Source organism: Agrobacterium sp. MS2 (assembly GCF_003261015.1).
Lineage (GTDB): Bacteria > Pseudomonadota > Alphaproteobacteria > Rhizobiales > Rhizobiaceae > Agrobacterium > Agrobacterium pusense.
In genome coordinates this window covers 1-16,285 of record NZ_QLNF01000005.1, presented here as the reverse complement: position 1 = coordinate 16,285, position 16,285 = coordinate 1, and the positions used below count along the sequence as shown (strand labels likewise).

The 16,285-nt window shown below is 60.8% G+C and carries 11 protein-coding genes; 1 reads left to right on the top strand and 10 read right to left on the bottom strand.

What is annotated here, in order from left to right; translation table 11 throughout:
- Positions 1-15 precede the first annotated feature (15 nt).
- The 7 genes from DOU54_RS00975 to DOU54_RS00945 all read right to left on the bottom strand — a co-directional run bounded on the left by DOU54_RS00975 (position 16) and on the right by DOU54_RS00945 (position 10,703).
- Positions 16-1,539: a sugar ABC transporter ATP-binding protein gene (locus DOU54_RS00975; protein WP_113730251.1), complete on the bottom strand. Its 1,524-nt coding sequence runs from the start codon at positions 1,537-1,539 to the stop codon at positions 16-18.
- Positions 1,540-1,740: 201 nt separating this feature from the next.
- On the bottom strand, positions 1,741-2,361 hold the full coding sequence (locus tag DOU54_RS00970; protein ID WP_006700369.1) for a TetR family transcriptional regulator: 621 nt from the start codon (positions 2,359-2,361) through the stop codon (positions 1,741-1,743).
- Positions 2,362-2,461: 100 nt separating this feature from the next.
- Positions 2,462-5,596 (bottom strand): multidrug efflux RND transporter permease subunit, encoded by a 3,135-nt coding sequence (locus DOU54_RS00965; RefSeq protein ID WP_045531658.1) that lies wholly within the window; start codon positions 5,594-5,596, stop codon positions 2,462-2,464.
- Positions 5,597-5,607: 11 nt separating this feature from the next.
- The gene (locus DOU54_RS00960) at positions 5,608-6,798 is read right to left on the bottom strand and encodes an efflux RND transporter periplasmic adaptor subunit (RefSeq protein ID WP_113730328.1); all 1,191 of its coding nucleotides are present in this window, start codon (positions 6,796-6,798) and stop codon (positions 5,608-5,610) included.
- Positions 6,799-7,066: 268 nt separating this feature from the next.
- A complete protein-coding gene (locus DOU54_RS00955) occupies positions 7,067-8,572 on the bottom strand; it encodes a sensor domain-containing diguanylate cyclase (RefSeq protein ID WP_004445093.1) in 1,506 nt (501 codons plus the stop codon).
- 170 nt (positions 8,573-8,742) lie between these two features.
- Positions 8,743-9,567, bottom strand: coding sequence for a bifunctional allantoicase/(S)-ureidoglycine aminohydrolase (locus DOU54_RS00950; RefSeq protein WP_113730249.1), 825 nt, complete (start codon positions 9,565-9,567; stop codon positions 8,743-8,745).
- Between the two features lie 89 nt (positions 9,568-9,656).
- Positions 9,657-10,703 (bottom strand): class I SAM-dependent methyltransferase, encoded by a 1,047-nt coding sequence (locus tag DOU54_RS00945; protein WP_006700367.1) that lies wholly within the window; start codon positions 10,701-10,703, stop codon positions 9,657-9,659.
- Between the two features lie 314 nt (positions 10,704-11,017).
- Here DOU54_RS00945 and DOU54_RS00940 point away from each other — a divergent pair, with 314 nt between their 5' ends.
- Positions 11,018-13,012, top strand: coding sequence for a putative bifunctional diguanylate cyclase/phosphodiesterase (locus DOU54_RS00940; protein ID WP_064263419.1), 1,995 nt, complete (start codon positions 11,018-11,020; stop codon positions 13,010-13,012).
- A 24-nt stretch (positions 13,013-13,036) separates the two neighbouring features.
- Here the strand turns inward: DOU54_RS00940 and DOU54_RS00935 are convergent, their stop codons facing one another.
- The 3 genes from DOU54_RS00935 to DOU54_RS00925 all read right to left on the bottom strand — a co-directional run bounded on the left by DOU54_RS00935 (position 13,037) and on the right by DOU54_RS00925 (position 16,258).
- Complete coding sequence (locus DOU54_RS00935) at positions 13,037-14,113, bottom strand: Ldh family oxidoreductase (RefSeq protein ID WP_006700206.1); 1,077 nt, start codon at positions 14,111-14,113, stop codon at positions 13,037-13,039.
- A 116-nt stretch (positions 14,114-14,229) separates the two neighbouring features.
- A complete protein-coding gene (locus DOU54_RS00930) occupies positions 14,230-15,276 on the bottom strand; it encodes a LacI family DNA-binding transcriptional regulator (protein WP_113730247.1) in 1,047 nt (348 codons plus the stop codon).
- Between the two features lie 196 nt (positions 15,277-15,472).
- Entirely contained in the window at positions 15,473-16,258 is a 786-nt protein-coding gene (locus DOU54_RS00925; protein ID WP_113730245.1) for a TIM barrel protein, read from the bottom strand.
- Positions 16,259-16,285: the final 27 nt, after the last annotated feature.

Below are 16,285 nucleotides of genomic sequence, written 5' to 3'. Positions count from 1 at the left end.
CCGGAACGCGGGCGCTCAGGCGGGTTCCTGCGTGTGAACACCCGTCGCCAGCGCCACGATGTCGTTTTCAGTCATGCGCTCCCCCGTCACCTCACCGACAATCCTGCCCGAACGCATCACCAGAATGCGGTCGCAGATGCCGATCAGCTCCGGCATTTCCGAGGAAACCACGATGATCGACCGTCCCTCATCCGCAAGCCCGGCGATAAAGCGGTAAATCTGCTCCTTGGTGCCGATATCGATGCCGCGGGTCGGCTCGTCGATGATGACGATGGACGGGTCGAGCAACATCATCTTGGCCAGCAGCAGCTTCTGCTGGTTGCCGCCGGAAAGCTGGCCCGCCAGCAAGTCCTTGCGTCCTGTGCGAATGTCGAAGTCGCGCACTGCAGCATCAAGCGCGGCCGTTTCCCGGCCAGTGTCGATCTGGAACAGACGGCTGAATTTTTTCAGCGACGCAAGCGTGAGATTGACCCGCAGATCCTTGGTGAGCAACAGCCCCTTCCCCTTACGGTCTTCGCTGAGGTAAACGATGCCGGCCCTGAGGCTGTCCTCCGCCTTGGCGAAGTGCACCGCCCGGCCAAGGTGACGCACCGTCCCACGCCCGGTCCGCAGGCCCAGCACACCCTCCATCAGCTCCGTCCGGCCCGCCCCAACCAGCCCGGCAAAACCGAGGATTTCGCCTTTGCGCAGGCTGAAACCGGCATCCTGCGCATAACCGGGGACGTTAAAATGCTCCACCTCAAGAACAGGCTCGCGCTCGCCGCCGGCGTTCCGGTCGGGATAGAGTTTCGCCACATCGCGCCCCACCATCAGCCGCGCCATATCGGCCGGCTCCAGCTCCGAGGCCGGGTGAGAGGCGACCAGCCGGCCGTCGCGCAGCACGGTCACGCGGTCGGCGATTTCCTTCACTTCCGGCAGGCGGTGCGAGATATAGAGCACGGCCACGCCTTTCGCGCGAATATCGCGGATGACGTTAAGCAGCGCCTCGGTTTCGATAGGCGTCAGGCTGGCCGTCGGTTCGTCAAAAATGACCAGCCGATGTGGCACGAGCAGCACGCGCGCGATCTGCACCAACTGCCGCTGGGCGATAGACAGGCTGCCGACGATGGCATCGGGGTCTATCACGCCGCCCAAGTCGGTGATCGCCCTGCGGGCGCCGTCGCGCATGGCACGATCGTCCACCACCGGGCCCTTGCGCAGTTCGCGGCCAAGGTAGATGTTCTGCGCCACCGTCAGATCAGGCGCGAGCAATATTTCCTGATGGACGAGCACAATGCCGCGATGTTCGGCATCCACCGGCCCGCTCAGCGTGACGGGGTCGCCGTCGACACGGATCTCACCGCCCGAGGGCTTTTCATTGCCCGCCAGCAGTTTCATGAGCGTCGACTTGCCGGCGCCGTTCTCACCGATGATGGCATGCACCTCACCGGCCCGCACGTCTATCTCTATGTCCTTCAGAACCTGAACCGGTCCGAAAGATTTCGATAACCCGACCGTCCGGACAAGTGCCGGTTCCGCAGTAACCTCAGCAATAGCCATGCGCCCTCACCGACATCCGGTGCGAACGGGCGGCTCCTGCCCTTCGATTGTCCTTGAAGTGACCATGAACGAACTCCTCCCAAAGCTCGGAGAAGAAGCTAGCGTTGGTTTTGAGGTACGTAAAGCAAATTTCGCTTGTCTGTTAGAATACACTGAAATGTGAGGGCCGTCCGGTGGACGAGGAGCCCGCAGAACGCCTCACTATGCAGGGGAACGCTGGAAGCCTTTCATGAGGCGATGTACCGCTTCGGCGCCGTCGCTGGCCAGATCGAATCGTTTGCCGAACAGCAGCCAGTCGGAGCACATGCCCTTCAAAAGCCAGTAAAGCGCGCCAAGCGCGGATTCCGCCGTCCAGTTGTCGTTAAACGCGCCTTCCGCCTGCGCCCGCTCGAAAGCCGCCTCCAGCCGCTCCTTGTGGTATCGATCCAGCTCCTCCTGAGCATGAAGAACGGGCGCGAACTCATCGGAATAATTGGTACGAAGGCTGATCGTCATGATGCGCTGGCGCTGTTCGTCGCCCGCCAGGAGCGCCAGCCATTTGCAGGCCGCTTCTTCTATCCTGGAGAGCAGCGCCGCACCCTTGAGGTCGGGATCGCCGAAATCGAGCAGGTCGGATTCCGGCAGTGCCACCGATTGGTAAAGGCCGATGAAGAGATCGGTCTTGCTGGAAAAATGCCAGTATATCGCCCCGCGTGTGACCCCGGCCGCGGCCGCCACCTCGTCCAGCGAGCTGTTGGCAACGCCCTTCTTGAAGAACACCCGCTCGGCAGCGGCAAGGATCGCCTGACGCGTCTCTTCTGCCTCGGCCTTGGTACGGCGCATTCCGTTATCTCCTTCCACTGCCGGCACGGCGCTTCCGCACCGTGCCTTTCCTCAATGCCGGGGCGTCATGACATGACGGTGTCCCGGCTTTCCCTCGATGTTATTCCGCCGGTGAAACGGCGTCAGCAGCAATCTCGTTCTCCTTCTTTCGATCCCCGAAAATCTTCATGACGAAAACAAAGAACACGGGAACGAAGAAGATCGCGAGGATCGTCGCCGAGATCATGCCGCCGAGAACACCGGTACCGATGGCATTCTGGCTCGCGGCGCTCGCGCCGGAGGCGATCGCCATGGGCAGCACGCCGAGCGAGAAGGCGAGCGACGTCATCAGGATCGGCCTGAAGCGCAGATGCGCCGCCTCCACCGTCGCATCATAGGTGGATTTGCCCTCTGCCCGCAAATCCTTGGCGAATTCGATGATGAGGATCGCATTTTTCGCGGAAAGGCCGATGATGGCGACGAGGCCGACGAGGAAGTAGACATCGTTCGGCATGCCGCGCAGCATCACCGCCGCCACCGAGCCGATGACCCCGAGCGGCACCACCAGCATGACGGAGAGCGGAATTGACCAGCTTTCGTAAAGCGCTGCGAGCAGCAGGAAGACGAACAGCACGCTGAGACCGATGAGCGCCGGTGCCTGCGAACCCGACTGGATTTCCTGCAGTGACTGGCCGGTCCATTCGAAACCGAAACCGCCGGGCAATTCGCGCGCCAGACGTTCCATTTCGGCAATGGCATCACCGGAGGAGTAGCCCGGCGCCGCCTGGCCACCGATACGGATCGCCGGATAGCCGTTATAACCGACCACCTGAGAAGGACCGCGCACCCATTCCACCGAGGCGAAAGAGCTGATCGGCACCATGCCGCCATTGGCGTTGCGGACGTTGAGGTTCAGAAGATCCTCGGTCTTCATGCGCTGGCCCTGTTCGGCCTGCACCGTCACGCGCTGCATACGGCCGGCATTGGGGAAGTCGTTGACGTAGGACGAACCCATATTGGCCGAGATGGTGGCGTTGATATCGCTGAAAGTCACGCCGAATGTGTTTGCCTTCTCGCGGTCGATGACGAGATTGACCTGCGCCGCATCCGGCATGCCTTCAATGCGAAGGCCGGCAAGGATGGGGCTCTGCCGCGCCGCGGCCATCAGCTGCGCGCCGGCGGCGCTCAGTGCCGTCTGGCCCGCTCCGGACCTGTCCTGCAGGCGGAAGGTAAAGCCGCTGGAGTTGCCGAGACCCTGAATGGGCGGCGGCGACAGCGCGAAGGACATTGCGTCCGGCAGGCCCCAGAGCTTGCCATTGATCCGGGCTGAGATGGCCGCTGCAGAATCCTCCGGTCCACGTTCGCTCCAGTCCTTCAGCGTCGCGAAGGCGAGGCCGGCGTTCTGGCCGGAACCGGAGAAGGAGAAGCCCGACACGGCGATGACGCGTTCAACCGCCGGCTCTTCCAGGAAGATCTTTTCGATCTGCTGGATGGACTGCAGGGTGCGGTCGCTGCTGGCTTCCGCAGGCGCCTGGATGTCCACGATCAGGTAGCCCTGGTCTTCGTTCGGCAGGAACGAGCTCGGCAATTGCATATAGGCCCAGCCGAGACCGACCAGCAGCGCCGCATAGATCACCATGAAGCGGCCGGAGCGCTTGATGATGCCGCCGACCGAAGACGAATATTTGTGCGACGCCTTGTCGAAGTTGCGGTTGAACCAGCCGAAGAAGCCCTTCTTTTCATGATGGCCGGCCTTGATGGGCTTCAGGAAAGAAGCGCACAGCGCCGGCGTCAGCGACAGGGCCAGGAAGCCGGAGAACAGGATCGACACCACCATGGTCAGGCTGAACTGCTGGTAGATGATGCCGACGGCGCCGGGGAAGAAGGCCATGGGCACGAACACGGCCGTCAGCACCAGCGTGATGCCGATGATCGCGCCGGAAATCTGGCCCATTGCCTTGCGGGTCGCCTCCTTCGGCGACAGATGCTCTTCCGCCATGATGCGCTCGACATTCTCAACGACGACGATCGCGTCATCCACCAGAATGCCGATGGCGAGAACCATGGCGAACATGGTCAGAACGTTGATCGAGAAACCCGAGACATACATGATGGCGCAGGTGCCGAGCAGCGCCACGGGCACCACCAATGTCGGAATGATGGTGTAGCGGATGTTCTGGAGAAACACGAACATCACCACGAAGACGAGGATGATCGCCTCGATCAGCGTGTGAATGACCTTCTCGATCGAAATCTTGACGAAGGGGCTGGTATCATAGGGAATTTCATACTCTATGCCCTGGGGGAAATAGCGCGACAGCTCCTCCATCGTGGCGCGTACGCCCTCCGATGTCTGCAGCGCATTGCCGGTCGGCGACAGCTGCACGCCGATGGCGGCGCTCGGCTTGCCGTTCAGGCGGCTCGAGAAGTTATAGCTTTCGCCGCCCACTTCCACACGCGCGACATCGCGCAGCCTGACGGAAGAACCATCCGGGTTGGCGCGCAGCACGATGGAGCCGAATTCTTCCGGCGAGGTGAGCTGACCCTGCACGTTGACGGTCGCGGAAATCTGCTGGCCAATCGGGTTTGGCGATGCACCGATGCGGCCGGCGGCGACCTGCGAGTTCTGCGCCTGGATGGCGCCGATGACGTCGCTCGACGTCAGGCTGAGGCCCAGCATCTTGTCCGGATCCATCCAGATGCGCATGGAGCGCTGGGTGGCAAAGAGCTGCGCGCTGCCAACGCCGGGAACGCGGCGCAATTCGCCGAGCACGTTGCGGCTGAGATAATCGCCGAGACCGATGGCATCGGTATTGCCGTCGACGGAGGTGAGCGCCACCATCATCAGAAACGAGGTGCCTGCCTGTTCCACGCGCAGGCCCTGCTGCGTCACTGCCTGCGGCAGGCGTGGCTCCACGCGTGCGATGCGGTTTTGAACTTCGACCTGCGCCTCACCGATATTGGTGCCTGGTTCAAACGTGACGTTGATCGAAATGCGGCCGGAAGCCTCCGATGTCGACTCGAAATAGATCAGGCCGGGAACACCGTTCAGTTCCTCTTCTATCGGGCGCGTGACGCTCTGGTAGATATCTTCCGGCGCAGCGCCGGGATAGGTCGTGGAGACCGAAATCTGCGGCGGCGCCACATTCGGATATTGCGCAATAGGCAGCATGGGAATGGCGAGCAGGCCCGCCAGCATGATGAAGATGGCGACGACCCAGGCAAAAATGGGCCGATCGATGAAAAAACGTGCCATGAAATCGGTCCTTATTGCTTCTGGGCCGGAGCCGCGCTCTCGCTGCCTGCGGCAGCGGCGACATCGGCCTCGTCGGACCAGGGTTCAGGCTTCACCTTGGCTCCCGGGGCGGTCTTCTGGAAGCCTTCGGCAACAACGCGGTCGCCATCCTTCAGCCCTTCCGAAATCACCCAGCGGTCACCGATGGAACGGCCGACGCTGACGCGCCGCTGCTCGACCGTATCTTCGGCGTTGACGACAAGCACGCTCGCCTGACCGCCGGCATCGCGCTGAACCGCCTGCTGCGGCACCGCGAATGCAGCCTTCTGAATGCCCTGCTGGATCTGCACGCGGACATACATGCCCGGCAGCAGATCGCCGTTCGGGTTGGGAAATTCGCCGCGCAGCGTCACCTGGCCGGTGGTCTCATCCACCGCTGCCTCCGAAAACAGCAGACGGCCGGCCTGCGGGTAACGGCTGCCGTCATCGAAGAGCAGATTGACTTCAGCTTCATTCGGACCGGTCATCAGCTTGCCGTCCTGAAGCGCCTTGCGCAGCCGAATGAGATCGGCCGCCGGCTGGGTGAAGTCGGCATAGATCGGATCAAGCTGCTGGATCGTCGCCAGGTTTTCAGAGCCGGTCGCGCTGACGAGCGCGCCTTCCGTAATACGCGCGCGGCCGATCCGGCCGCTGATCGGGGCTTTGACATCCGCATATTGAAGATTGAGCTTCGCTTCCGCCAGGCCTGCCTCAGCCACCGCCACCTCCGCATCGGCCTGCGCCAGCTGGGCAATGGCGTTGTCGAATTCCTGCTGCGAACCAACGTTGGAACGGCGCAGCTGCTGCTGCCTGTCGGCCGTCTGGCGCGCCTGAAGCTGCGCGGCCTGCGCCCGGCGCAACGTGCCCTCGGCGCTGTCGACGCGCACCTGGAACGGGGCGGGATCGATGCGGTAGAGGACATCGCCTTCCTTCACCAGCGAACCCTGCTCGAACACGCGCTCAACGATGATGCCTGAGACACGCGGGCGCACTTCCGCAAGTCGCGTCGGTGCAATGCGGCCCGGCAGGTCGTTGGTTATCGGCAGCTCTTCCTGCTTCACCGTCACGACCTTGACTGCACCAGGCGGCGGCGCGCCGGGGGCAGACGCCTGCTCGTCGCTACATCCGACCACAACGATGCCCGCCAACAACACCGCCACGATCTGCCCCAGTCTATTCGCCATTCTGCGCTCCGAATCCATGAAAAAGGTCACTTTTACATACATACTAAGACGTATGTAAATTTCTCACAATAGAATTGTTGCAGCGCAAAACCAGCCTCACGCGCTTGTGAAGCCGCGCGAGACGGCGTGGAAACACGGCCTAAATTCGCAAGAGCATCGGGAAACGGAAGGGGGCCGGGACCCACGACGGCGCGGGTCCCGCCTTGGGCCTTATGGCCGGAAGATCAGAAATAATTGCGCGAGCGAGGGTCGATGACCCCTCTTACCCTCAGGACAAACGCTTCAGCGAGCTGGCTTCCGGCTGGGGGCCGGCATTGGTCTTGTCGTTATTGTCGGCAGATCTGTTACGCAGCGCTGCGTAATAGGCATTTTTCTGCTCGTACATATTCATATCGGCGCGGCGCACCAACGATTCCATCGTCTCGCCTGCCTCGCTGGTCGCCACACCCAACGACAGGCTGAGCGGTGCGCTGGAATAGAACTGGTTGTTGATCTTCAGCAGCTCATAAACGGTTTCGACCATGGCGGCGGCCACCTGCTTGTCGGCGCCGGGAAGAAGAATGGCGAATTCGTCGCCGCCGATGCGGGCTGCGTGGTTCGGCGCGGTCACCACGCCGTTCAGCACCTCGCCCATGCGTCGCAACAGGGCGTCGCCGGCATCGTGCCCCAGCTTGTCATTCGCGTCCTTCAGGCCGTTGAGATCGATCACGATCGCCGATACGGGCCGCAACGCGCTGCGCTCCAGCCTGTTCAGCTCGTCGGAATAGAAGGCGCGGTTGTGCAGCTTGGTCAGCACATCGTGCTTGCCGAGATATTCGAGGTAGGCTTCGGCTTTCTTGCGCGCGGTAATATCCGTCAGCGCCACCTGCACCAGAGACCAGTCCCGCTCATACCCGGGAAAAACCGAAAAATGCAAAAGCAGATGCCGCTCGGAACCGTCCAGCGCGTAGTTCACCACTTCGCGGTGATGGCTGAGATTACCGTTCCAGAGTTCCATCAGCTGTTCGCGGAACGGCTTTTCCATCTCGTCGCGGAAAATATCGCCTAGTCGCTGCAGCAGAACCTGCCGGTCCGGCGCACAGAACAGGTCGAGCGTCGCGCGATTGACGTCGATGACGCGGATTTCGCTCATGCATTGCCGCACGAATTCCGGATGCACATCCATGAAGACCCGGAAATCGATGATGCCGCGCTCCCTGACCTCCTCGATCAGGCGCCTTACCCGGCTGAAATCCTCCACCCACAGGGACACAGGCGAATGTTTGAACATGCCCTCGGCATAACGGCGGTTGAGCAGCTCCTTGCGGCGGGCCTCCTCCCGCTCCGTTACATCCTCGGTGGTCAGAAGCAGCCGGTCGAGCGTGTCCTCGTGGCCGGGTATCACCGCGCCGCGCAACTGAATGTCCAGCCGCTTGCCGCCGATCGAATAATTGACAGCATTGCTGGTGAATTCCGTCTTGCCGGCCCAGAGTTCGGAAAGCTCGTTCACATGGCTCTCTAGCATGTCATCGCGAAAGATGCGGTGCAGATTGTCGACGAGATGGTTCTGGTCGTGGGCCTCGAACAGTTCCAGCGTCCTGGCGTTGACCTGGATGACGCGGATCTTCTGCGAACAGGCCGCCACCCTTGTCAGATCGTCCAGAAGAAACGCCCTGAGATCCTCTACGCCCTCCGCCCGCCAGATATCGAACTGGCGCTTTACCTCGCTGAAATCCTCGATCCACATCGCCACGGGCGCAAGATTGAAGACATTGGCATCGATCGTCTCAGTCATACGGGCGAGTCTTCTCAAGGATAGGTGCAGGCGGATCACCAAACGGAGCGGCGCAGCAATAGCCGCCGCCTACGGGAATTTATTAGGGATATTCGATCCAAAGCAAGCATTTATCGCGCAAGCCGCCGGATTGCGCGACAATTCATGTTTTTTTGCAGACCGCAGGCCCGTTACCAGAGCTTCACGTGTCGGTTTACATCCTTATAGAGCAGATAGCGGAATCGGCCCGGCCCGCCCGCATAACACGCCTGCGGGCAATAGGCGCGCAGCCACATGAAGTCGCCGGCCTGCACCTCCACCCAGTCCTCGTTCAGCCGGTACACGGCCTTGCCTTCGAGAACATAAAGGCCATGTTCCATGACATGGGTTTCCATGAAGGGAATGGTCGCGCCCGGCTCGAAGGTGACGATGTTGAGATGCATGTCGTAACGCACGTCATCAGGATCGATGAAACGGGTCGTCGCCCATTTGCCGTCGGTGTCCGGCATTGCCGAAAGGGCGGTCTCGTCTTCATGGGTGAAGATCGCCGGCGGCGGCTCCAGCCCGTCTACGGCCTGAAACGTCTTTCGCACCCAGTGGAATTTGACCGGCGCCTTGCCCGAGTTACGAACCTGCCAGCGGCTGCCTGCCGGAAGGAAAGCGAAGGAGCCCTCCCGCAGCTCATGCCGGGCGCCCTCGAATTCCACGGTCATCTCGCCGTCGACGACGAAGATCGCCGCCTGCGCCCTTGCGTCCGGCTCCGGCCGGTCGCTGCCGCCGCCGGGCTGCACTTCAACGATATATTGCGCGAAAGTCTCGGAAAAGCCGGTCATCGGCCGGGCGATGATCCAGGCACGCGTGCCGGTCCAGTGGGGCAGCACGCTTGTCACGATATCGGACATCACGGTCTTGGGGATGACAGCATAGGCGGTCTTGAATACAGCCTTGCTCGACAGGAGTTCCGTCTGCCCGGGCAGACCGCCCATATCCGAATAATATCTCTTCATTTCAGCCATTCCATTCTGCAATGCATTCGGCGCGGATTCTTAGGCCCGCGACGAGGTTTAAGCAAATGGTTATTGGCAGGAAGACGGGCCGAAGGATGTCATGCCTTCTTACGCATCGTCGCGTAGACGATATTGTGGTTCTCGCCAAAGAACACCTCAGCCTCGATGCTGTCCGGATCGGCGCTGGCATTGACGATCCGCCACATATCCGCCTTCGAGCGCAACAGCAGCGCCCAGTTCATGAAGGTTTCCATGTAGCCGTCCACAACGATGTCCTCGGAGAAGTTGGCGAAAAGGAACATGCCGCCGGGTTTCAGCATCTCCATGCAGCGCCGCGTGAGTTTGATCGCCACACGGTCGTTCAGGTAGTCGTATAGACCGGCTGCGTATATCAGATCGAAAGTGCCGAGCTCCTGCGTGCGCAGGACGATATCGCGCACCGAGCCGTCGATCGCCTCGATGCAGGTGCCGGCGAAATCGCGGGCAACGGAACCGACGCTCAAGGGGTCCTGATCGAGCGCCACCCAGCGCCGCAGCCTGCCCTCCTTCAGCGCCGCGGAAGCATCCGCCTCGCGCAGATGTCCGGACGCTATGGTGAGGATTTCGGTATCTTCACCGTGCCGGGCCGCCGCTTCGTCGACAAAGCGCGTCAGCAGATCCCGTCGCTCGCGCACCGCCACGGAAGAACTGGCGTCCTTCGTATAGTCGTAAAGATCACGCCCCAGCGGCGTCGCATTCTTCACCAGACCGGCAACGCTTTCGTGGCCATAGATAAAATCCAGCAATTGCGCATCGCCGGAATAACCCCGCGGCTTGTCGAACGACCAGCGCGTGAACGGATCCTGCAGAAAACGCTCCGACACGGGGTGATTCTGTATGATGGGGATCAGTTCAGCCCACACGCTTGAGTGGAGTTTTTCTCGCAACCCATGCAGCGCCCCCGCCGTTCGATGTATTATGTCATGTGCTGAAATACCATTATCGAACTGCTGCTGTGCCAATTCGAGAATGATGGCAATTTCTGCTTTTGCAACTGCGAACTGCTCATCGAACGTTTTCGTTTTGCGTGCAAAAATCTCTTTTGCGACAGTATCCGGGGTGATCAGACTTGCCCCATCCAGATTTTTCTTCTTTACCCGCACCACTTCAGCCTCCAGTGTTAACACATTGTTAACTATACGTTTCTGGGACACCGAAGGCCACTCGATTTCGATTTTTGCGCGGTGTAGGGATAGATTAGTAAATTAGCGTATTTTTTTGGTCACACTCTCGGGTGGCGGCTGGGAGGATAGGCGGTTTAGTGAAACTTAATGTTGCGAACGTATGATGCGTTCTTCCTTTCCATGGTCTCAATCCGCTTTGGCAGAGATCGACAGGAACCCGAACTGGGTGCGACAGCACACGGAAAAGTGGAATAAGCAGTTACTTAATAAGTATACGCAACACTATGGGAAAGTGCATGAAGCACACATTGGGAGAGGTGAGTGGACAGCAAGACTATCGGCGGCCGGACTCCCGGTTTTCTGATGAACTTCTTGCCCTTTACCAGCAGGAAGGCGAACGCAGCCGCCGGGGTTCTATCCGTCGGGGCCTGTGGACGGCTGTCTTCATTTATCTTCTGTTTGCCGCTTCAGACATCGTTCTGATACCCGACGTCGCGTTTTACACCATTGTCGCACGTTTCGCGGTCGCCGTATCAGCGCTGCTGACACTGGAAATCCAGCTACGCCGGGGAGCCAGCACCGCAGCGCTCGACCTCACCTGTGCGACCGCCCTCGTCATGGGTTATATCGGTTGGCTGTTGCCATCGCTGCTGACCGACAATATCGAAAACATGTCCTATTACATGGTTTTCGGGGCGATCTTCATGATGGGCGCCAATCTGTTTTTCACTTTCAGATTCCATCTGTCGCTGGTGTCATCGGGCATCATTCTCGTCACCTATTTTCTGGCGGCGACGCAGTTTCCTGAAGACGCTTTCTACAAATTCGCTTTCGGCACCTTCTATATCTCCTGCTTCGTCTTCACGTCTTATGTGAACTGGAACCTGAACAGGGAACGCTACCATGTCTTCGTCAACGGGCTGGAAGCGAAGGCCCAGCAGAAGGCGGCGGATGAGCGTGGCCAGGCGCTGCTGCGTCTTTCCAACACCGATTCCCTGACCGGGCTGCAGAACCGCCGCGCCATCGATCACCATCTGCGCCTGTTGTGGGATAACTGGATGAAGAAGGAAGAAGGTTTTTCCGTATTCCTGATCGATGTCGATTTCTTCAAGAAATACAACGACCGTTATGGCCACCAGGAAGGCGACAAGTGTCTCGTGACCGTGGGCAATGCCTTGCAGGATGCAATCATCCAGCACGGCGCCTCGATCGGCCGCTATGGTGGCGAAGAATTCATCGTGCTGGCGCCATTCAAGTCCAAACAACAGGTTGGCGAGCTCGCCGAAACGATCCGCCATACCGTGGAAAGCCTGTCCCTCGCACATGACCAGCGCCGCGACGGCACCTTCATCGTCACTGTCAGCATCGGCGCCTCCTTCACCCGCCCCAATCCGGACGGCAAGCTGGAGAAGATCATCAACGAGGCCGATCGCGCGCTTTACATCGCCAAGGGCAATGGCCGCAATTGCATGAAGCTGTTCGATCCCGACGATCCGCAGACCAGCGACGAAACGGAAAACATCGCCGCCCTTCTGAAGATCGCAGTTGCGGAGAACCTTGTTTCCCTTGTCTACCAGCCGATCTTGAACATCTCGACCAATGAAACGACAGGCGTCGAGGCGCTGATGCGACTTCGCCTGCTGGATGGCAATTCCGTCGCCCCCAGCATCTTCATCCCGATCGCCGAGCGTACCGGCACGATCATGGAACTGGGCCTGTGGACCATCAAGACGGTCTGCAAGCACATATTGGCCGATGACAGGGTTGATGTCGTCAGCGTCAATGTGTCACCCATGCAATTGAAGAACCCTGGGTTCGCCACGTCCGTCGCGGCCATTCTCGTGGAAGCCGGTATTGCCGGCAACAGGCTCGCCTTCGAAATCACCGAAGGCCTGGACATGGAAATGCATTCGGATGTGCTGCGTTGCCTGAACGACCTGAAGACGCTTGGCATCAAAATCTGGCTGGATGATTTCGGAACGGGTTTCGCCGGCCTGTCATGGCTGCGCATGACGGATTTCGATACCGTCAAGATTGATCGTTCCTTCCTGCATGATAGCAAGACCCCACGCGGACGGGCGATGCTGCAGGACATGATCCGCCTCATTCGCAATCGCGGCCATAAAATTTTGATCGAAGGCGTGGAAACCGAGGAACAGCTGAGGCTCGTGCGCCAGATGGAAATCGATTACGCGCAGGGCTATTACATCGGCCGTCCGGTCGTGGCGGAAAGGCTGGGACCCGCAAAAGCACCCTATCCGCGCCCCAGCATGCTTCTTCGTCCCGCCTGAGCGGGCGCTGACAATCGTGGAAGCTTAGTGATATGCGGGCGGGCTGACCGAAAACCTTGCCGCCATTTCCGAAAAGGCCGCGCGGGTGACCGGATCGACCGGCGCTCCTTCCCTTTCCCGCTTCGCCGCCACCGCCCATTCGCGATCGCCAGGCGCCATGACCTTGCAATCCTCGCGAACGGGGGAGCCCCGCAGCACTTCGAGATAGCGCTTCATGCCCTCGTCAAACGCGTCGCGCTCAAGGAAGGCTTCCGGTTTCAGCGCCAGAACGAAGGCACCAAGCCCGCGCGGCGTGGAGAAATCCGGCCCGCCCATCGGGGCGATATCGAAGCTCAGCTTCATGCCGGTCAGAACCGCACTGAAAATCTCCACCATTCCCGCCAGCGCCGCGCCCTTGAAGCCGAATTCGCCGCCGACGGGGGCAAGCATTTCCGCAGCATTCGGATCCCTTGTATCGACGCCGTCACCATCCGAGGCAACCCCCGCAGGCAATTGCTGCCCAAGGCTGCGGTAAAGCAGCACGCGATTATAGGGCACTGCGCTGGTCGCCATGTCCAGCAGCCACGGCAGGTCATCCGCTGCAGGAACGCCGACGGCAATCGGGTTGGTGCCGTGAAAGCGCATGGCCCCATCATGCAGGCGCACGAAACTGTCCGAATTGCAGAATGCCAGGCCGATATAGCCCTGCCGGGCCGCCTCCAGCGCATAAGCCCCAGCCGGTCCGAAATGCGAGGAATTCCTGATCGCCACCGCGCCGATGCCAAATTTTTCCGCTAGCGCCATGGCGTTTTCCATGGCCGCATAGGTGGCGCGGGCGCCGTGGGCGTTGTCCGCATCCACCGTCTCCACCGCGCCGAAGCCGGAAACGCGGCTGATCTGCGGCCGCGGATTGAGACGCCCGCCTTCAAGTGCGGTGACATAATGAGCGAGCAGGCGCACACCGTGGCTGTCAACGCCAAGCCGCGTGCCATGCATCATGGCGCGGGTCGCCGCATCGGCCGTCTCGTCATCCGTACCGGCAGCGAGGAAAACGGCGCGGCAGAACCGATCCAGCTCATCCAGCCTCGCCAGAGCAGGGACGTTTTCATTGCTGTGCGACATGCGGGGAACCCTCCCGATTCCAGAATCCATGCCGCACAGGCTATTCATGGGATAGGTTTTTGCAATCGAATATCACGTGGAAAACGTCGATCGACGCGGCGGCGGCGGAAAGCGGCCTATTTGCGCGGCGGGGCGATACTGCCCCTCAGCACCAGCCGGCAACCGAGTTCCAGCCGGTGCGCCGGCCGGGTGGGATCGGCCGCCACCAGCCGCTGCTCCAGCAGCGACAGCGCCGCCCCACCCAGCCTGTCGGCGGGCAACTGGATGGTGCTGAGAGGCGGTGTGCTGAAGGCGGCTGGCATGATGTCATCGAAACCCAGCACCGAGACATCCTCGGGCACCCGGATACCGGCCTCCCCCAAGGCCTTCAGACAGCCGAGCGCCAGATTATCGGCGGCGCAGAAAATCGCGGTGGCGTTTCGCAGTGGTCGCTGCTCGGCAAGCAGACGGCGGATAGCCACCTCCCCCCATTCGGGCTCGTAGCTCTCGACCTCGATGACCATGTCGGCAGGAACGGCAAGGCCCGTTGCAAGGAATGCATCGTTATAGCCATCATGACGACGGCGGATCGTCGTGCGGCCCTTCCAGGTCACATGCACAATATTGCGATGCCCAAGCGACAGCAGATGCTCGATGCCGAGGCGGGCGCCGAACCGGTTCTCCGCCGTTACCGTATCGACGATCATGGCCGGATCTTCGCCATTGATCAGCACCACGGGCTTGCCAAGCGCGGAAAGCGCCTCGACCAGCTGCGGCCTGTCGTCATTCAGAACCACGACACCGTCCACATTATCTGTCCTGACGGCTTCGGCAACCGCCACGGGGTCGAGCCGGCTCGTTGCACTGACATAGGGAACGATGCGGATGCCGCGCCGCTCGCATTCGCGGCGGAAGCCGTTCAACATTGTCCAGCTGACCATGTTGAGGTCGCTCTGCGGTGCCGCGTCATTGGTCATGGCCAGCAGGACGACACGCAAGGTGGCGATGGTCGCCTTCTGGCGTCGATTTTCGAGATAACCCAGCGACCGGGCGGCTTCCAGAACCCGCTCGCGAACCTGCGTGGTGAGCGGCGCCGTGCCGTTGATCGCGTGCGAAGCCGTGCTCAGCGAAACATTCGCCTCCCGCGCGACGTCCCTAAGCGTCGTTTTCCTGTCTATTTTCATAAAAGGGAATTCAACCACTCTTCTTCGGACGGCCCTGGCGGAAAGACTCACGCAATCGATCTGAAGAATAACCGCGCCGGTCTGCTGCTCTCTCGTTACCGGAGACTACAGCATCATCCGTAAATGCGGAATTGATTTCTCCGGCTTTGGCGATCGTCCGGCTGCCGCCCGCGTTTCACCGCGGGCGGCAGCGCGGTCAGAGCGCGCTAGCGATGTGGTCGATGCTGGCTTTCACGGCAGCGGCCGGGTCCTTCAGGTCATGAACCTCCGTCGCAAAGGGCTCGAAGCTGTAGGGGCCCTTGTAACCGGCGGCCTCCAGCGCCCTGATCTGGGCGATATTCTCCAGCCGGTCGGCGCCATCCACCAGGACGCGGTGGGCATCCAGCATGTCGGCGACGGAGACGGCGGGGTCGGTGACGCCGGAAATGTGGACGAGACCGGTGCGTTCGGGGAAAAACGCCGTTTCGCCCGCGAGGTGATGGTGGAAGGTATCGTGCACCAGCCTGTAGACATCGCCACCGCCGGCCACATCAATGGCTCTCACCGCCTCGGTCTTGGTGCGCAGCGAGGAGACCGGGAAGCCGAGCGGTTCGACAAGACCGGTAAGGCCTCTCTCCTCAAGGATCGGCTTCATGGCCTTCAGCGCCGTCACGAGATCGTCGAAGGAAACCGCCCTGCCGTCATTGAGCGGGCACATGACCAGCGCTTTTGCACCGCTCGCCGCGGCGTAATCGGCCATGGCGACGGCGCGCTGCGGCAGGTCGCCCGACCAGACGTTGAAGGGATAAAGCGCGTTGATGGAGATGATCGTCACGCCGACCTTATCGGCCGCCGCCTTCACCTGCGCCGGTGTCACCGTACCGACAATATCCGGCAGGTCGTTGCGGATCTCGACCTCGGTGAGGCCGAGTTCGCGCGCGGTCTGGAAGAAGTCCTCGAGCGAAAGCGCCGGGGCGGTGATGTGGTTGATGGCAAAACGCATGAAAGACCTCACTGATAAAGGGCGGGA